21 protein-coding genes and 1 pseudogene are annotated in these 17754 nt (G+C 57.9%); 9 read left to right on the top strand and 13 right to left on the bottom strand.

The genetic code is table 11. From position 1 onward, the window contains the following. Positions 1-35 precede the first annotated feature (35 nt). The 5 genes from NKJ07_RS07390 to NKJ07_RS07370 all read left to right on the top strand — a co-directional run bounded on the left by NKJ07_RS07390 (position 36) and on the right by NKJ07_RS07370 (position 3913). Complete coding sequence (locus NKJ07_RS07390; RefSeq protein ID WP_318569943.1) at positions 36-1343, top strand: IS4 family transposase; 1308 nt, start codon at positions 36-38, stop codon at positions 1341-1343. A gap of 38 nt (positions 1344-1381) precedes the next feature. After that, positions 1382-2029, top strand: coding sequence for a hypothetical protein (locus NKJ07_RS07385; RefSeq protein WP_318569942.1), 648 nt, complete (start codon positions 1382-1384; stop codon positions 2027-2029). A 77-nt stretch (positions 2030-2106) separates the two neighbouring features. Then, positions 2107-2991 (top strand): IS1595 family transposase, encoded by an 885-nt coding sequence (locus tag NKJ07_RS07380; RefSeq protein WP_318569941.1) that lies wholly within the window; start codon positions 2107-2109, stop codon positions 2989-2991. 87 nt (positions 2992-3078) lie between these two features. Beyond that, on the top strand, positions 3079-3363 hold the full coding sequence (locus NKJ07_RS07375; RefSeq protein WP_318569940.1) for a hypothetical protein: 285 nt from the start codon (positions 3079-3081) through the stop codon (positions 3361-3363). A gap of 379 nt (positions 3364-3742) precedes the next feature. Beyond that, a complete protein-coding gene (locus tag NKJ07_RS07370) occupies positions 3743-3913 on the top strand; it encodes a hypothetical protein (protein ID WP_318569939.1) in 171 nt (56 codons plus the stop codon). Positions 3914-4357: 444 nt separating this feature from the next. Here NKJ07_RS07370 and NKJ07_RS07365 read toward each other — a convergent pair whose 3' ends face one another. Beyond that, a complete protein-coding gene (locus tag NKJ07_RS07365; protein WP_318569938.1) occupies positions 4358-5398 on the bottom strand; it encodes a tyrosine-type recombinase/integrase in 1041 nt (346 codons plus the stop codon). A 123-nt stretch (positions 5399-5521) separates the two neighbouring features. Here NKJ07_RS07365 and NKJ07_RS07360 point away from each other — a divergent pair, with 123 nt between their 5' ends. Together NKJ07_RS07360 and NKJ07_RS07355 are read left to right on the top strand one after the other, a co-directional pair. Then, a complete protein-coding gene (locus tag NKJ07_RS07360) occupies positions 5522-5818 on the top strand; it encodes a MarR family transcriptional regulator (RefSeq protein ID WP_318569937.1) in 297 nt (98 codons plus the stop codon). Positions 5819-5848: 30 nt separating this feature from the next. Beyond that, positions 5849-6118: a hypothetical protein gene (locus NKJ07_RS07355; protein ID WP_318569936.1), complete on the top strand. Its 270-nt coding sequence runs from the start codon at positions 5849-5851 to the stop codon at positions 6116-6118. A gap of 57 nt (positions 6119-6175) precedes the next feature. On the opposite strand, the gene NKJ07_RS07350 is transcribed toward NKJ07_RS07355, so the two are convergent. Continuing rightward, on the bottom strand, positions 6176-6577 hold the full coding sequence (locus NKJ07_RS07350) for a hypothetical protein (protein ID WP_318569935.1): 402 nt from the start codon (positions 6575-6577) through the stop codon (positions 6176-6178). A 394-nt stretch (positions 6578-6971) separates the two neighbouring features. Between NKJ07_RS07350 and NKJ07_RS07345 the strand changes: the two genes are divergently transcribed. Beyond that, positions 6972-8270 (top strand): IS4 family transposase, encoded by a 1299-nt coding sequence (locus NKJ07_RS07345; protein ID WP_318569445.1) that lies wholly within the window; start codon positions 6972-6974, stop codon positions 8268-8270. A 273-nt stretch (positions 8271-8543) separates the two neighbouring features. Continuing rightward, positions 8544-9428 carry an IS1595 family transposase gene (locus tag NKJ07_RS07340; protein ID WP_318569934.1) on the top strand — a complete coding sequence of 295 codons (885 nt, stop codon included), beginning with the start codon at positions 8544-8546 and terminating at the stop codon, positions 9426-9428. A gap of 141 nt (positions 9429-9569) precedes the next feature. Here NKJ07_RS07340 and NKJ07_RS07335 read toward each other — a convergent pair whose 3' ends face one another. The 11 genes and pseudogenes from NKJ07_RS07335 to NKJ07_RS07285 form a co-directional block, all read right to left on the bottom strand. Beyond that, a complete protein-coding gene (locus NKJ07_RS07335) occupies positions 9570-10541 on the bottom strand; it encodes a hypothetical protein (RefSeq protein ID WP_318569933.1) in 972 nt (323 codons plus the stop codon). Positions 10542-10672: 131 nt separating this feature from the next. Continuing rightward, on the bottom strand, positions 10673-11518 hold the full coding sequence (locus NKJ07_RS07330; RefSeq protein ID WP_318569932.1) for a DUF8125 domain-containing protein: 846 nt from the start codon (positions 11516-11518) through the stop codon (positions 10673-10675). Further along, positions 11515-12105 (bottom strand): DUF8063 family protein, encoded by a 591-nt coding sequence (locus tag NKJ07_RS07325; protein ID WP_318569931.1) that lies wholly within the window; start codon positions 12103-12105, stop codon positions 11515-11517. Before NKJ07_RS07325 ends, NKJ07_RS07330 begins: the two co-directional genes overlap by 4 nt. Before the next feature lie 103 nt (positions 12106-12208). Beyond that, positions 12209-12388, bottom strand: a complete 180-nt coding sequence (locus tag NKJ07_RS07320) for a hypothetical protein (RefSeq protein ID WP_318569930.1) — start codon at positions 12386-12388, stop codon at positions 12209-12211. 111 nt (positions 12389-12499) lie between these two features. Continuing rightward, positions 12500-13759, bottom strand: a pseudogene (locus NKJ07_RS24580) (Env/VP5 family phage fusion protein); the annotation flags it as partial. 219 nt (positions 13760-13978) lie between these two features. Beyond that, the gene (locus NKJ07_RS07310) at positions 13979-15145 is read right to left on the bottom strand and encodes an ISH3 family transposase (protein ID WP_318567202.1); all 1167 of its coding nucleotides are present in this window, start codon (positions 15143-15145) and stop codon (positions 13979-13981) included. Positions 15146-15169: 24 nt separating this feature from the next. Further along, entirely contained in the window at positions 15170-15610 is a 441-nt protein-coding gene (locus tag NKJ07_RS07305; RefSeq protein ID WP_318569928.1) for a hypothetical protein, read from the bottom strand. 42 nt (positions 15611-15652) lie between these two features. Continuing rightward, on the bottom strand, positions 15653-16063 hold the full coding sequence (locus tag NKJ07_RS07300) for a DUF8023 family protein (protein ID WP_318569927.1): 411 nt from the start codon (positions 16061-16063) through the stop codon (positions 15653-15655). Further along, positions 16063-16416 (bottom strand): hypothetical protein, encoded by a 354-nt coding sequence (locus tag NKJ07_RS07295; protein WP_318569926.1) that lies wholly within the window; start codon positions 16414-16416, stop codon positions 16063-16065. Before NKJ07_RS07295 ends, NKJ07_RS07300 begins: the two co-directional genes overlap by 1 nt. Positions 16417-16549: 133 nt before the next feature. Further along, positions 16550-17017: a type IV pilin N-terminal domain-containing protein gene (locus tag NKJ07_RS07290; protein WP_318569925.1), complete on the bottom strand. Its 468-nt coding sequence runs from the start codon at positions 17015-17017 to the stop codon at positions 16550-16552. A gap of 2 nt (positions 17018-17019) precedes the next feature. Beyond that, positions 17020-17493: a type IV pilin N-terminal domain-containing protein gene (locus tag NKJ07_RS07285; RefSeq protein ID WP_318569924.1), complete on the bottom strand. Its 474-nt coding sequence runs from the start codon at positions 17491-17493 to the stop codon at positions 17020-17022. Between the last annotated feature and the right edge of the window lie 261 nt (positions 17494-17754).

Below are 17754 nucleotides of genomic sequence, written 5' to 3'. Positions count from 1 at the left end.
CGGCTACCTGAACTCGTAGAGCAAAGGGGAGGTGAATGAAGCTCTCCCCAGATGCAATTACGTCGCTGTTGACTTCGCTGTTTCCGTCAGGTATGATCGACGACCTCGCGCGTGAGCGCGAAGTCGTCGTGAGAGAGCGCAAACTCGACGTCCGTGTACTGGTTTGGACGATGGTCGTGGGCTTCGCCGTCGGCGGCGAAGCCCGTTCGATCGCCGCGTATCGCCGTACGTACAACGGCGCTACCGGCCAGAATCTCGTCGCTTCGAGTTTCTACGACCGATTCACCGCACAACTGGAGCAGCTCCTGCGCGACCTCCTCGACCACGCCGTCGAGGAGGTCGCTGTCCCTCACACCATCGCTCCAGCCTTCGACCGATTCCGCGACGTTGTCGTCGCTGACGCCACGGTGGTGCGGTTGATTCGGTTCCTCTCAGCGTTCCCTGCGACGCATCCCGGTGTCTCCGGGCTCAAGCTCTACCTCGTCCACAGCGTCACCACCCAGTCGGTGATCGCGCGCGCGATCACCGACGAACGCACCCACGAAAGCACCCTGTTCAAAACCGGCTCGTGGCTGCGAGGACGGCTGTTCCTGCTGGATCTCGGCTTTTTCAAGTATCGTCGTTTCGCGTTGATCGACGAAAACGATGGCTTCTTCGTCAGCAGACTGAAGCGGAGTTCGAATCCGCTGATCGTCCGAGAACTGCGGGAATGGCGCGGGCGCGCCATTCCGCTCGACGGAACGCGGGTCTTCGATGTTGTCGGTGATCTGTGTAGGGAACACATCGACGTTGAGGTCGAAGTCAGGTTCCAGCGGCGAGCGTACAACGAACGGAAATCGTGGGACAGCAAGCGGTTCCGAGTCGTCGGCGTCCGCGATTCGGACGCCGACGACGGCTATCGGTTGTACATCACGAACTTGCCGAGCGGTGAGTTCAGTCCGGAGCAGGTAGCGACGCTGTACCGTGCTCGGTGGGTCGTTGAGTTGTTGTTCCGTGAGCTGAAGTCGCAGTATGGGCTGGGGAGATTTCGGACGGAGAAGGAACACATCGTCCGGATTCAGGTGACGGCGGCTCTGCTGACACTGGTGGTCAGCAGAGCCATCCTTCGGTTGTTCGTCGATCACGCCCAGGAACTGGGTGATGACTGCGTGTTTCCAACCGAACGCTGGGCGAAGACCTTCCGGTCGTACGCCCAGCAAGTCCTCTCCGAGATCGTCGTTTCGTTCAGCTACGAACCGAATCTCCCAGACACGTGGTATCGGGAGGCGAGGCAACCGTCTCCATCACGGCTGACTCTACTTGAGGAGGTGAATGCAGCGCTGTATGCTGGTTTCATGTCTTAACCGAATACGAATGTACGGGTAAGACACGCTTCATTCGCGTGGACGAATCCGTCGAAGCGAATACCCTTCGTGATGCAGTTCGGAACGGTGACCAGGGTGAGACCGACTGGGGTTTCATCAATCATGTACCGCAAGCGGATCTCGCGCCCGGCTCAAACTGGGCAGCAATATTCGATCCCTCCGACATCGATACAAGCGGACTCACGCCGCTCGGCGAGTTCGTCACGATCCACCGCGGGAAGTCCACCGGCGATGTGACGTTTTTCTGCTTAACCCAGGACGAGGTTGACGAGTACGGAATTCCTGAGAAACACTTGTCTCGACTCATTCGCCAACCGAAGCTCGTCAACGGGTACGACTTCCGCGAGGAGGACTGGGAGGAACTACGGGCTGCTGGTGAGGAGGTGTGGCTACTAGACCCGGATGTACTACCAGGTGTCCGGAAGTCACGAGCGGACTTCGAGAAGCAAGTGCTATTCAACGCTGACTCGTTCCCGAGGAACAGTGACGGTGAGATACCGAAGATCGTTTCGTATCTACGGGATAGCGTGTACCGGAGCAACTCACTCGGAGCAACCGTAATCGAAAACCGCCCATACTGGTATCGACCTCGGCGACAGAATTTGCCCCGGGTCTTGGTGCAAGACGCAGGGCGAGATGGATTTACCTTCATCGCTCTTCTGTAGGAGATTGTTGATACTGTTCAGCGGCAGCTGTGGAGTCGAAGAGGACAAGGGCACCGCGTCAGCGGTGCCCGACACGAATGATTCCACTGGAAGTGTTTGGGTCGGAATCGGTCGCAGCGGACCTGCTGCAACAGGTTCGCTGGCGTGACGGTGTCACTTGTCCCCGCTGCCGTTCTGACCTCACGGTCAGAAACGGCAGCTATGGGCACTTTCAGCGGTATCTCTGTAAGGATTGCGACCGCACGTTCAACGATAAGACCGGTACGATCTTCGCTCACTCGAAGGTCGCGCTTCGAAAATGGTTGTTCTCGATTTACGCGTTTCTCCGGTTCAACACGAGCCTTCGCCAACTTCAGCGGGAGATCGATGTCACCTACAAGACGATGCACCGGCGCGTCGAGCGCTTCACCCGAGCGCTCGACGCGCCTTCCCTCACGCTGGAAGGGCCCGTCGAGATCGACGAAGTGTACGTCTCTGCCGGGCTGAAAGGTCGCGAGCGCGACCGCGAGTCGCGCTCGCGTGGCCTGTCCACGCGTGGGCGAGGAACATACGAAGACGACAAACCACCCGTGTTCGTGCTGGTCGATCGAGGCACCAAACAGCGGTACGTGATTCCGGCGAAAGCAGCAGACGAATCGACGATTCGACTCCTGCTGGCCGACCGCCAGCAGGAGTCGATAACCGTCTACACCGACGGCTTTCGAGCGTACGAACCGCTTGAGGAGGACGACTCATTCGACCGCGAATACGTCGTCCACGGCGACGGCGAATACGCGGATGGAGACGTTCACGTCAACACTTGCGAGAGCCACGCGTCGCTGGCGCGACGGTGGCTCTCGCCGCATCGAGGCGTCTCAAAAGACAAGCTGACGCAGTATCTCAGGGCGTTTCAGCTCCGACGAGAACTCTTACAAAAACCGGGACGAGACGCTCTCAGACACGCTGTTCGAGCCACTCTCTGAAATCAACAATGTGCTACACATGAGCGTACCTTCATTCTCAACGAAACAGCTGCGAGGAACATCCACAACTTCCGTGGGTTCTACGACGTGGACCTTAACGAGACGGAGTTGAAGGCGTTGCTCGCGTACTTAAATAGTAACGTCGGGCAGCAGGTGATCCAAACACAGACGCAAACACAGCAAGGCGGCTACGAGAAACTCAGGATCAGGACGCTCAAAGAACTCCCTGTTATCGATCCGACAACGCTCGAAGAGACACTCGTGGCTACTCTGGCTGACTTATTCGATGAGTTGCGTGAAGCTGCCAGAGAGGGAGGGGATTGTGACTCGGTATTGAATCGACTTGACAGCTTGCTCCAACAAGTGATGTAAATCCCCATCCTCGCAGGTTGAGTGCGTTCCACCGAAGATATCGGTGTCCTCATTGAACGGATCAATGAGGCAATCGTCGTCGAACTCGCCACGACACCTGCTAAAGAGTTTACAGAGCTACGTAATTACTCACTTGTGTACATACGTATGTACGTGAGTACGCACCTTGGACTGTACTCAGGGTGGGGGTAGATTTTAGGAATGGTGTCACTTTGTCGACGGCATGTTTCGACGGTCGTTCCTCAGCGTTCTTTCGGCAGTACCGTCGCTTCCACTGATCCCTGACCGAATCCGTAAGGATAAGCGCCCACCCGTTCCGTCTGAGGGGAATCTCATGTTCTGGTTCCATTTCCACGGAGCCATCCAACGTGACCGACCAATGAGCACGGAACGGGCGCGCAAAAAGACCGTGGAGGAGCTGAATCTTCAGAACCTCACCGATGAGGAAGCCGTCCGGCTCTTAGAATTTGCCAACGACGGGGTGTACGACACTGACGACGTGCCCGAACGATGGCGTACTCTCTTCGAGAGGCTGGAGCAGGAACTCTGAGAGACGAGAAACTGCGCGGAAGCAGGCGGAATTCTATCTGATTTTCTGAGGTGCGTGGTGGGATGAGAGTCGAAGTTGAGCGGCAAAACCTCTTGCGCGCGCCGCCAATTACACTCTCCACCCAAGTATTATGTCCCCACAGTGTCATTCAAATGCAAGCGAATCGCATGACACCGGCGACCCCCGTTCCGAAACGTGATGAAATCAAAACGGTCGAAGAGGGGTTCCTTTATAAACGCCGTACCGCCGTCTGCCAAATGTTGCCCGTCACGCAGAATGATGGGCGCTGCAGGTCTTCACCGAGAAGGAACGCGAGACACCCCCCGGTTTCGAGTTGTAACCCTCGGGGGGTGACTTGTTGACATTCCAAAAGGTATTCAAGTAACAAGTCCTGTTGTCGACCTGCTGTCAGAGGCACCCCACTCCCGGAATCGTTTTTGAGACTCATTCGCGGAGCAACCTCCAGCGACGGTCAGCCTTCTCACGCTTCGAGGCACGGTCGTAGTGTTTGTCCAGCACCTGCTCGGAGGCGTCGAGCCGATCGGAGACGACACCGCGCGGGACGCCGTCGTTCCGGTACTTCGTCACTCGCGCTTTGCGAACATCGTGGGGAGATCGAGCCGAGGGACACATGCTCATCTTCTGGAACGAGGTGTAATCGCAGTAGGTCGGATCTTCATCGTGGGGACACTGGATCCCGACCATGCACGGTCGAGTCCACCGATAGAACGAGTCGCGGATGCAGCTGGCAGTGACTCGTCCGTGTTGAGTCGTCACCAGCGGTGCTCGATTGTCGTCGTCCCGAACCTGATTCCGCGGACCGTCGATGTAGCTCTGTAGAATACTCGCTACCCGGTCGCTGATTCGGTTGAACCGCTCGCCTTTCTCGTCGTTCTTGAGCGGGGTCGAGGGCGGTCGGTGGACGAAGTTGAGACCTTTCTTCTGGCCGTCGAGTTCGCAGTCCTGGAGATCGAGCGCGCGGACCGCGCCGAGCCGCGCGCCGGTGTGCCAGATGAGAATCCAGACGACGTGATCCCGACTCGCGTACTGGTACTGGTGGAGGTAGTCGATGATCGGAGGGACGCGCTCGGGAGCGATCGTCGAATCACTCACCTCCTCGGATGCGGAGAGCGAGGGAAGCGGGACTTTCTCGTACAGCTCTTCAGGGACCGCCTCGATCTGCGCGCAGAACCGGAGGAACGAGCGCAGTGTGGCGAGCGCGGAGTCGAGGGTCTTCGGCGCGATCTCTTCGTTTTGCCCTTCGCTGTAGCCGCCGTTTCGTCGCCAGACGCGGAACTCGTAGAGATCGCGTCCGTTGAGGTCGTTCATGTTGTCGATCCCACCCTCCTCGTTGCACCACTCGACGAACGCGCGGAGGTGACTCCGGTGAGAGGTCCGGGTCCACTCCGCGGAGTCGTCTTTCATCGCCTCCAGGTGGAGGTCGCGCGCCTCGGGGGGTGATATCGGAACTAGATCACCATTCATGGATCTACTATCCGTATAGAAATTGCTACACTATATATGTTGTTACGATTCTTTTTTGGTCCTCATCGTGATAGATATGGACTGGAGCACCGGATACGGGTTATGAGAAAATCTGGGAAGTGGATGGTTCTCCTCGATGACCGGATTCTAGAGCTATTGGAAGAGGAAGAGAACGAATACATGGCACCATCTGACATCGCCGAAGACGATCGGATTCACTATTCGTCGAACCACGTCGGCAGAAGATGCAAGAAGTTAGCCGAACACGGTCTACTCCTCTCTGTCGGGAGGGGCGTCTACACGATCACCGACGACGGTCGCGCGTATCTTCGAGGTGAGTACAACGCCGCAGAGCAGAACGACGTAGAGGTATCTGAAGAGTCGAACAACTCGGAAGCCGAGGGAAAAGATGGGGCTTGATCGATGACCGTGAGGCGGATGGGTCCGTGGATGTATCCCGTCGACGAGCGCGTCCTGGAGCATCTGAACGAGGAGTCGTGGGCGTCACCGAGTACGATGGCCTCGGATTCGAGGTTTCAGCAGCTCGGCGTCGACGAGAGTTACATCCAGCAGCGATGTGAGCAGCTGGTGAGTCGGGAGTTGATTGCGCCGATCGTCGAAGACGCGGAGATGTACGAGATCGCGTCGATGGGGATCGCGTATCTTGAAGGGAAGTGTGATGCTCGGTATCTGCCGAACTGGTCAGTTCGGTATGGGTAGATCACCACCCACCCTCACCCCGTAAACGGGGTCGGGTGGGTGGGTGGGTAAATGGATTTAAGTCATATCTCCGATAGGGACAACTGTCATCTCTTCAGACTCACCTTCGACCCAAATAGGTGCGTCAATGAGATCCGATATACTCGTAGTTTGATCAATAATTAGCCTTCTTGTAGGGAACGCTTCCGTGTATTCGTTCCCATATACATCATTGTAGATTAACTTATGTTGGAAAAACATTACTGAGATTCCCTCCTCTACGAGCCGATCAAGCAGTAGATCAAATACGATCACTGGAGGTAGAGAGCCATCATTTCTCTCCTCAGGATTAATAAATGGTCCCGCTTGGTTCTTTGATTTGTTTCTGAAACTAATACGATACTTGAAATTTCCTTTGGATTCTGGTTGCAATACACCTCCCGTCGCGTTTACACCGACCGGTGAGACATCTTCGCTCATATAAACATTTGATTTTGAAGCGCCGAGCTGAGGTATAGATGAGTTAGGATCGGTCTTCTTTTGATTTTTATTGGATGCAGTATTAATTTGCAACTCTGGTAAAAATATATCAGTTCGAAATTTAATTTTATATGCTGTTCCTTGACCTATATTTTCCAGAGCGAAGATCAGTCCGTTACCACGGTCATTAGGGCTGAAATCACCAATCTGACGAAGAATTGGTCTTAATTGTGCTCGTTGATTTTCAATTTGACGTTGCTGGTGCTGAACCAGTTTTTCATTCTGACGGATTGTTTTGAATGTTAGCCAAGCATCCGTGTTCGGTTAAGACGTTGAATCGGGTGACTGCGCTCCACTGACGAAGCTATCGATGTAGACCGCGTGGGGAGAGAATGTGTTCAAGACGCTCTCCCCGAACCTCATACGACGGCGGCTCACTTCCCTGTTTCCAGCAGCGGTTATCGAAGACATCGCGCGCGAGCGCGATGTCGTCCAACGCCACCGGACAATCGACATCACGATGCTCGTCTGGACGCTCATCATGGGCTTCGCCGTCGACGGCGAAGCCCGCACTATCGCCGGGTTTCAGCGGGCTTACTCCGCAGCGACCAACCAGACTGTTGCCCGCTCCAGTTTTTACGACCGGTTCACACCAGCACTTGCGACACTGTTGAGCGACCTCCTCGAGCACGCTCTCGAGGAGGTCGCGGTTCCCCACACGATCGCTCCCCAGTTCGAGTTGTTTCGTGAGGTGTTGATCGCCGATGCAACCGTCTTCCGGTTGCATCGGCTCCTCAGCGAGTTTCCGGCGACTCACGCGGATCAGTCCGGCGCGAAGCTTCACCTCGTCCATAACGCGACGACACAGACGATCGAGCAGTTCCAGCTCACCGACGAATGCACCCACGAGAGCAGCCAGCTCCGCACGGGGAGCTGGCTGCGAGGCCGGTTGGTGCTGTTCGATCTCGGGTTCTACAATTTCCGTCGGTTCGCGTTGATCGAGGAAAACGGTGGGTTCTTCCTGACACGGCTGAAGTCGAACGCGAACCCGTTGATCGTCGGAGAACGGCGGAAATGGCGCGGGCGCGCCATTTCCTTGCCAGGACGTCGCCTCCAGGACGTCCTGAGTGACCTCACACGGGAGATAATCGATGTGACCGTGGAGATCTCGTTCAAGCGGCGAGCATACGCTGGGAAGGAGTCAACCGATTCGATGGAGGTTCGCGTCGTCGGTGTCCGCAACGAGGACACCGACGACTACCATCTGTACGTCACAAATCTCCCCGACGCGTTCACTCCGAGGCAGATCGCGGCCCTGTACGGGTTGCGGTGGGAAGTGGAGTTGCTGTTCCGGGAACTGAAGTCGCTGTATGGGCTGGAGAAGTTCCAGACGAGTGATCCAGCGATCGTCCACCTGTTGGTGGTGGCGGCTCTGCTGACACTGACGGTCAGCAGAGCCTTGCTCGGCGTGTTTCAAGAGCTGTTTCCAGAGACGGTGTTCCCCCGTGAGCGCTGGGCGAAGACCTTCCGGTCTTTCGCCCAGCTCATCCTCGAAGATCTGGCACAGTCGCTCGGACATCCACCGCCGAATCTGTCGGAGCTGATGTTTCGTGACGCCCGCCAACCAGAGAAATCGCGGCTCTTACTCAGCGAACGAGTGGCTGAGGCCTTCATGAGGCGATCCAATGCTTAACCGAACACCGATGGTTAGCCAAGCAAGTGTAAGAGTTCCAACCGCCCCCATCGCGCTTGCAATGCTACTTTCATTCTGAATGGGGTACCAGCCCACCAATTGATTTGCCACTATTAATATTATAAGAGATATTAATATGATGATTAGTAAGCCAACCAGCCATGTGCGAAAAAATTCGTAGATCGCTCTTCGGAAGCAGGTTGTTGGTCAAGTAGAGCCGCCGCTGGCAAAGCGTAGCGGGCAAGGGTGACGCGGTAGCGTCACCCGAACGCAATGTTCCCATTTGAATTGCTTAGCTCAGAGGCGAGCGCCGCGAACCTGCTGGAGCAGGTTCGCTGGCGCGACGGCCTCTACTGCCCGCGCTGCCGGTCTGAGTCAGTGATCAAACACGGCAGCTATCGGACGTATCAGCGGTATCTCTGTAAGGATTGCGACCGCACGTTCAACCCCAAGACCGGCACAATCTTCGCGCACGCGAAGATCGGCCTCGACAAGCTCTTGTTTGCGTTCTACACGTTGCTCCGGTTCAACACGAGCATTCGCCAGCTCGACGCTGAACTTGACGTGTCGTATCGGTCGCTTCGGCGGCGCGTCGAGCAGTTCGCCAGAACGCTCGACGCGCCAGCCATCGATCTCGTCGGACCGGTCGAAATCGACGAGTTCTACGTGTCTGCGGGGCTGAAAGGCCGCGAGCGCGACCGGGAGTCGCGCTCGCGTGGCCTCTCGAAACGTGGTCGCGGAAGCTATGGCGAGGACAAGCCGCCGGTGTTCACGCTCGTTGATCGCGGCAGCGATCAGCGATACGTCGTCCCTGCGAAATCCGCTGGCGAGTCGACGGTGCGACTCCTCCTCGGCGACCGCGAGGAGGAGTCGCTAACCGTCTATACAGACGGATTTCGAGCGTACGACCCGCTCGAAGAAGACGAAAACTTCCAGCGAGAAGCGGTGATCCACGGCGATGGCGAATACGTCGATGGAGACGCACACGTGAACACCTGCGAGAGCCACGCGTCGCTGGCGCGACGGTGGCTCTCGCCGCATCGAGGCGTCTCAAAAGACAAGCTCACGCCCTATCTTAGAGCCTTCCAGCTTCGTCGACGAATCTTGCGTAAACCTGGTCAAGAAGCTCTCAAAGACGTCGTTCGAACTGTGCTCTGACTCACCAACAATGTGCTTCCCATGAGCGTTCGTAGATAGAATTTCTAATACCTCCACGAGAATCACTATCAGGCTGCATATAAAATTTGCTGGGCATAATCTACTTATTTCTATTCTACGAGATATTATAAATTCTATTTTTCAGTCATTTTTCGGATCACGTCGGAGGAGCAGTTCGAGGAATTCATCCCAATCCTCGAATGCGACCGTGAATAAATCTGCCTGAAGATCCCAATTCCAAGGCGAAGCGTCGTCGGGATCATATTCGGTGTAAGTAGTTTCAAGATTGACTAGGGAGCCGCCGAATTGATTCCCAGTGGGACGGTCAGAGTCAGCCGGCCACTCTGTGTAGAACTCCACAGCCGTTTGTTCCTTTTTGAAAAACGGAAGCGTAGTGAGTCGCTTCTGTTCAGGATGGAGATCTTTCCCGGTGTGACCGATCACACCGTTCGCCACAACACCGAGCTTTGAGAAGCGTTTCAGCGCGGGCGTCCACTGAGTAGCCACCTCGCGCCTATTGGTCCGCGCGTCGAAGTGCGTCGAGGCTTCGTCGATGACGACGAACTTCGGTGCCTCCCGATGACGACACAGCTCGACGAGGAGATCGTGCATCGACTGCACGAGAATATCGGTGCCGTCCCAACTGGCGACGTTCGAGAGAACGATCAGGTCGTCCCAGTGGACGCGGGCGAGATCCGCGAGGAGGAACATCGTGTTACTCTTTCCAGTGTTCGGGTTCCCCGCGCCGGTGATCGTGGTGAGCGCGCCGTCGTTTTCGAGTTCGTCCAGGAGGAGCAGCGGGAGCCGCAGCGAGGAGGCGTCGAGTTCCTGCTCGGTCACACCGACAAGGTACGACAGCGCCATCCCGTGTTGGTTCTGGACCGCTTTCGTAGCCGCTTTCGAGCGGAAGGCGGAGTCACAGAGTTGACCGAGGGTCGTCGACGCGAAGGTGTCTCCCTCGAGTAAGCCGGGAGAGTTCAGGAACGACAGGTTCGCGTGTGTTCGGTCGTCCAGAGGGAGTCCGGCGTGATCGAGGAGACGATCGTCACCATCGAGCCGGCCCGTCACCTGTTCGTAGAGCTTCGCCGCTGTCAGGAGGTGTTCGTCAGTCATGGGAGATCCCTCTCCGAATGGGAGCAGTGAGGAGTCGAAGCGTACACAGCGAGCAGCAGTCTCGGGGCCGGCCGTAGTAACAGCCCTTCGACCAGCCGAGGTGGAGCCGATCGTTCGGGCCAGTGAATCGGTCACGCATTGCCGTTCACCTCGGGCGTGGGGTCAGTGGCCTCGAAGTCGAACGAGGGAGAATCTTCCGAGTCAAGACCGAAGTCGTCAGCCTCCTCGAACAGTTCGGTCTCTTCGAGATCGTAGTCAGCCAGGACGGCGTCGATCTCTTCGCGGAACGCTTTCCCGTCGTCGGGAAGCGTCCCTTCCTCGAACGTCCGAACGACCGACCGAGTCGTCCGCATGACCGCAGAGCGGATCATCGCGAAGGCGTTCATCTCGATCGCCTCACCCTTCTTGGCCTTGTTCTCCAGCTGGTTCCGGTTGTACCGAAGGTAGATCAGCGCCCGCATGAGGACGGGCTCGGGAAGCGAGCCAGGCCAGGTGCCTTCGACCGTCTTCTCGTCGAGATCGACGTTCTTCCCGAACGCGAGGTTCGGCGTCGCCCACCAGAGGGAGTCCTTCGTCACCTCCCATTCGTCGTTCCAGCGCGGGGTGGGACAGTTGTAGACACCCGCGCCGTCGCGATCGAGGAGATCCACGTCGACGAGCCACATCAGTTCGGGTCCGCCCATGAGTTCGACGGCTTTGACGCCAGTCGGCCGACCGATCAGGAGTGCCGAGACGAGCGCGGTCCCGCCGATGATCTTCACAGATCGAGGGAGTTCGATCCCGAGGACCAGCAGCGCCGTGCCACCGACGAAGATCAGCGCGCCCGCGATCAGGTGACCGTTCTTGATCAGCCAGACGAGAGCGCGAACGAGACGACCGCGAGAGTCGTCGGCGTCGACGGTCGTCGAAGAGGTCGACACGTCCGGTTCGTTCGACTCGTCGTCGACGCGCTCGGCGTCTTCGGTCGCGTCGGTCATGCCTGTCTCACCATCCCACGGTGGAGGCCGAACCGACGGCGGATGATGACGATCAGCGCAGCGAGGGCCGTCCCGATCGAGGCACCGAGCGCACCGTCGCGAACGTCAGCTGGGCGAGGCGGACCGGAGAGGAACGAGCCACTGCCGCCGTCCGGAGAAATGTACGCGTACTCACTGTTTCGGATCGAGCCGGGAGTCGTGAGGACGATCGTCGAACCGGTCCGTTCCGTGGAGAACCGAACGACGTTTTTACCGGACGCGAGTCGCTGCCGACTCAGGCGACCGTTCCCTGATTCCCGGGAGGTATCGGGGGCTTCCGAGATCGTGAGGAGCGTCGGAGCCTTCGCCTCGATTCGGAGCGTGAACTCTCCGTTTCGGTACGTCCACTTGGTCACCTTCGCGAGCGGACCGATGACGAGGGTAGCGGTCGAGTTGTCGGTGACCGGTGTCTCTGTCGCCGTCGAGGTGGGCGTAGCGGTTTGGGTCGTGGTCACCGTCGAGGTCGAGGAGTTCGTCGGCGTCTCTTGCGCCGCGCCGATCTCGACGACTCCGGTGAGTCCAGCGAGTAGCACTGTCAGTGCGATCATGATTTTGGTGATGGTTGTTGTTTCGAGAGCCATCCGAGGCCCCGCGAGGGAGTCGAACCCTCCGGCTGGGTGCCGGTCCGACACGGGAAGGAGATCTGGGAGATTACCAGGGCCAGATGCTGGTAGTGAACTCCTCAGTTAGCCAGCTGAGGAACGGGTCGATCAGGTTCGTTGTCGCGAACCCGAACACGTCGACTCCCCCGAACTGGAGACCGAGGACGACCAGGACGATCAGGGCGATCAGCCGGATCGGAAGCAGCTCGACGAGGAGCCAGTAGACCATGTCAGGAGGCACCCTCCCTGATTTGACTCTTGAGCCAGCGGGCGAGCCAGACACCGGAGATGACCGAGAGCGGGAAGACGACGGTAGCCGCAGCGAAGTCGACGAGAGTCATCAGTCGTCGTCCCTCCTCCACATGAGCGCCGCGCCCGCCGCGAGGGCGATCACCGCGATCAGCATGGTGTTTGACGAGCCAGTACCGCCGCCGGCAGCGGAGGTCTGTTGTTCGTAGAACTCGCGTTGCTCTTTCAACGTCTCAAGTTCCTGTTGGAGCTTCGAGACGTTCGTCGACGAGTAGTCACGAGTCTCCATCGCGGTCGTGTTGACCGCATCACCCGTTCGGGTGTCGGTTGCTTCGGAGATCGTGAACGGTTCGTCGACGTAGTAGAAGCCACCGGAGTTGTTCAGTTCGGTGCCGTTCCCATCGGTGATCGACGCGACGCTCATGTACACCGAGCCGTTCAGGGTGGCCGGGTCGTACTGGGTTCCCGTGGAGAAGGATTGGTCATCCTCTCCGGTGTAGAACAGCGTCCCGGTGACGACGCGGGTCGAGCCGTTCTCCGTCGTGTTGACGACGTGCGAGACGGTTTCGTTCCCGCTCAGTCCCATCGCGGCGAGTTGTGCACTCGCGAGGCCGTAGTAGCCGGTGGAGTTGTAGTCCGTCGCGGCTTGCGTGGCGATCGTGGTCGGGTCGGAGGCAGCGAGGTCGGTCGAGTCAATCTCACCAGCCTGGTAGGCTGCGTACGTCTCGTTGACGTACGTTTCGAGATTCGACGTGACCTGCGTGTGCTGACTTGTCAGGTTCGAGAGCAAGCTCTCGTACCGGAGCGTCGACAGCACCTCAGTTTTCGTGGCGTCGGTGTCGTTCGCGTAGACGATGACCGGATTGATCGTCCCGCTCGCTTGGTGGTAGGCGTTGTTGCCGGCCATGCGAGGTCCGAAGACAGCACCCCAATCGTATTTGTCAGTCTCCGACGAGTTGACCATGTAGTCGACTGACGAATTGATGTTCGAGGTGATTTCGTAGGACGCCTCTGTGCCGTTCACGTAGCCCTGAGAACTACCGGTGTCGTCCTCGGTGTACAGGGCCGTGCCTGATTGAGCCGACAGGTAGTTCATGTGGGCGGCGCGGGCCTCCCAATCGCGGATGACGTTCTTTTCGCGAGTGAGGTAGTAGTCCTCAACGACTTCTTTCGAGTCGTTGAGGGCCGTGGCCTCCGATTCGTTGTTGTTCAGCGAGTTGATGACCTCGATCTTCGCTTTCGCCCATGCGACGGAGATGGAATCCTGAGCGAAGTTCGTCTGAGTCGTGCGGAACGACTCAGCGCCGTCGCCCAGAGCGAGCCCGCCAGCGTAGGCGTCGGTCTGATCGACCTGCTCCGTGTCGGGGGTGTAGAACGCGCAGTCTCAGTACTTCACGAAACTTCCTCGGCTAACCACCTCTGAAGCTTAAGTTCCGTGTCGAATCGACTCCACTATCGATCTTGACGAGGGGGTCACCGGAAGATCAAGAGAAGATCGTCGCTGTCGGCGGCGATCCGCCGCCGACGCGACAGCCTTGCCACTCACCGCAGGGGCGTACTCGATCGGTCGTTACCGGACGAACCGGTCGTCCGGCGGTCGGTTTGCGGGGACGGCCCGACGCGTCGCGAGGGCCGTCCACGCTGCCCGTCGGATCATGTTGGTGAACTCCTTATACGACCACTCCCAGAGGCGACGCCCGCCTCGGCGGGGCGTCGCCACATACTCCCAGTGCAGATACCGCCACACGTTCTGTAACAGCAAACTCACTACGACGTACAGCAGCCGTACCGCCGGATCCTGTGTCGTAGTCGTCGCAATCGTTTGCTCGGAGAGTCGGTAGCTGGCCTCGATACCGAAGCGTTTCGCGTAGTGGTATCGAGCGTCGCGAGGAGAATTGATGAACGGCGCGTCAGCGGCGTAGCCGTGACGCGCCACGCCATGTTCGTCGTATCGTCCGTTCTGGTAGGTACAGTCGATGTAGACGGGAAACTCGACGGTCCAGCTGTGACCGTCGAGTTTCGCCGTCATGTCGTGGTGAATCACGCGACTCCAGCCCTCGGAGAGTTCTTGCTTGATCGACTGACCCCACCGGATAATCGGGATGACGTACGCGTGGTTGTGCGCCTGCAGCAGCGTGAGACACTTGCTGTCGTAGAATTCTCGATCGAGGTAGACGGCCTTGACGCCGAGGTCAAGGCCGTCAAGGATACCGAGAAACTCGGCGAGGACGCTGCTGGCGGTGTCGCCGTCGACAAGACGGCGCACCGCCAGCGTGTAGCGTTTGTTCTTCACGCGTGCGTACAGCGTCGCGTACGCGTGGAATGCGGTTGTTCCACGCTTGGCTTCCGAGTGGTAGAGGCCCTCTGTGCCGTCTTCGTCACCGTAGTAGGGACGCAGGTGGAGGTCAGCGACGACCTCCACCTGCTTGGGAAGGGCATCGAGAATATCTCGCTGGAGGAGTGTGTTTCCGACTCGTTCGAGCTGTTCCAGCTCGAACTTCGTCCGAAGATGATAGAGGACGGCGTTGGCACGAGGGGAGTTAGCACTATTCTCACAAAGTGTCGAGATTGAGGTCCCGTCGGCGCACGCGCCGACGAGGACCTCACAGATCTCTTCCGACGTTATCTGAGCGTTCTCACCGAGAGTGATCGAAACTTCCTCGTCAAGGGTGTTGACGAGGAAGTTAAGAATCTGGTCCTCATGGAGTCTACTGTCTGCTTGCTGGGTTCTAAGCACACCTTCCGCAAGCAGACGTCTCAACTAACCGGCTTCGTGAAGTACTGAGTCTTGTTCGGCCATCCCGAGGGATGTGCCGATCGCGAGGGTGAGCGAGTCGGAGAACTCGCAACCCTCGAAGTAGCCAGCCTGGACCGTCTCGACGGGTGACGCGGGGCCTCCGAGGCCGCCGAGGACAGCAGTCGAGATGACCAGACCGGTGACGGTGAGCGTCGCGACCCGTTTGGTCGTCGTCGAGGAGATCGCGCGGTCGACCGTCGGGATGTGACGCCGGTAGGCGACCAGCCCGAGGACGAGCGCGATCGCGACGAACAACGCAGACGCGGGCAGCAGGCCGGTGCCGATCGAGCCGCCGAGGTTGGTTGTTGCGTGGACCTGTCCGGTTACGAACGGGTGCAGTAGCGAGCCGCCGATCGTGGCGGAGGCGATCGAGGCGATGGAGAGCAGGCGGGTGCCAGCGCTCATCGTCTCGTAGCCTCCTTGAAAAAGTGAATCATGGTAGATCCCTCAGCGGACAGCGACGGCCCACGAGAGCACAGTCGCGAGGAACGCGAGCTGCATCCCGAGTGGATCACCGAGCGAGACCAGGAAGTCGTGAACCTCGGTCACGTACTGGTCCCCCACGATGACGATCGGGCCGGCAGCGATCGCGATCTGCTCCCACGTCTCGTAGGACTCGAACCGTTTCGTCTCCGAACTCATGAAAGCGGCAGCGTACACGAGCGCGGAGGCGAGCGTCGCGTGTTCCGCAGTGAGAGTGTATCCGCCACTCCCACCGAGCCAGGTGAGCGTCACGTCCGAGATCCCGCCGAACTGGTAGAGACCAGCAACGACGAAGATGACCGACATCATCGCCGGGAGGGTCCGGACGTTCATGTAGTCCGAGAGCATCGAGTTCGCCTTGCTGGAGTACGCCATCAGGCGAGGCACCTCACTTCGAAGTCGTACGCTTCGCGCTCTTCACCTTCGTCAGTTTCGTAGGTGTACGGGTCGTCCCCCTTGCGGATCCCCACGGTGTCGCCGGGTCCGACATCGGCCGCGTTGAGCGCGCGATCGATAGTCGCGTTGGACCACATTTTGCACGGTTCGCCGTTTCGGGTGAGGTGAAGAACCGAATTCTTCCACTTCCCGACGTTCCGCTCAACGTGGCGGACCTCAGCGACCACGGATTCACCGGGGTCGAGTTTGATGACCGGGACGTCGTCGTCGGTGTCGTCCGACGTGTTGACCGGAGTCAGGTCGTCGAACGACGGCGTTTCTTGGGTTGCCATTCGCGATTACAACACTGATAGGAATAATCTAGAAACGAATGGGAAGCAGGGTGAAACTAATACACAGTCCGGAGTCTAATCTGAGTAGAGATTCCTCTACGCAGAAAATGGTCAATAAAAAATCTTCAGCGATCTATGCCGAGAACTCAGCCTGTCCGATGGTCGCTGTTGAATCGGAATTCGACGAAGACCAGATCACCCGAACAGTATCGCCGGATGAAATGGTGCCGCCGGAAGTGGTTGTCAGGCCAAGAGAGTCACCTGCGCTCACCTCACCAGTCCATTCTGGACTGGGAGAGCCGTAGTTTGTCGCAGTATCACTCGTGTTCCAAGCCTCGGTTCCAGCGACGTTCACGGACAGTTGGTCAGCCGAAACGGCGTCACCACCGTCGTGGGTGATCGTGATCGATTCAGACGATGTGGAATCGGAGAATTCGAACGTGAACTGCGCCTGCGGCGCGCTTTGAGACACCTGATCACCGAGTCCGAGGACGAAGGTCCCGATGACGGCTGCAAGGATCACCGTGATCGCGACCATCAGGATCACGCCGATTACTGGGCTAACTGCGCGGTCTTCTATTAGTAGTTTTTTGACATTCATTTTTATGCCTCGAATTGACCAACCGTTGCGGTTTTGTCGGAGTTGGGGCTGCTCCACACAATACGAACAGTCTCGCCATCGAAGGAGCCGTCACCTTTGACGTAGATCGTCGTCCCGGCGTTGATCGTATCACCAGAACTGAACCCGTTACCCTCGAGCTCGACTGTAGTCGACGCTGCGGGGTCTGGTGTGTACGACGACCCGGTTGACGAAACGTTGACGTTAATTCCGCTTGTGATGCTCAGGGTACCTGCATCAATCGCATCACCGCCATCGTGGGTGATGTTGATTTTGCTGTCCCCGTCGTAGTCGAAGGTGAACTGGGCCTGAGGTGCGCTTTCCGACACCTGGTCCCCAAGTCCGAGTACGAACGTTCCGATGACAGCCGCGAGGATAACCGTGATCGCGACCATCAGGATGACCCCGATAACCGGGCTCACGGCCCGATCTTGTGTCATCAGTTGTTTGAGGTTCATGCTTGTTCTTCTCACACGGGCCGAGAGAGGAGATTTATTACCGCGTAGGACGCGGTTTGATGTGTGTGAGGGGATTATCCCCCAACCTTCTCTCAACCGTGTTGGTTCCGAATCGAGAGTCACTATTCAAAACATTACCTCACTGATTATCGGATATGAAACTTGGAGATAAACTCTACTTAAACTCGTAATAAAGCGTATTGGGGTGTGAGACTCGATACGAGAAAGAAAGGAAAATTCAAATATCGATATACAGTATTA

Origin of the sequence: Salinigranum marinum (genome assembly GCF_024228675.1) — an archaeon.
GTDB classification, from domain to species: Archaea; Halobacteriota; Halobacteria; order Halobacteriales; family Haloferacaceae; genus Salinigranum; species Salinigranum marinum.
Note: the sequence above shows the minus strand (reverse complement) of the source record. Positions and strands in the feature narration are given on the sequence as shown.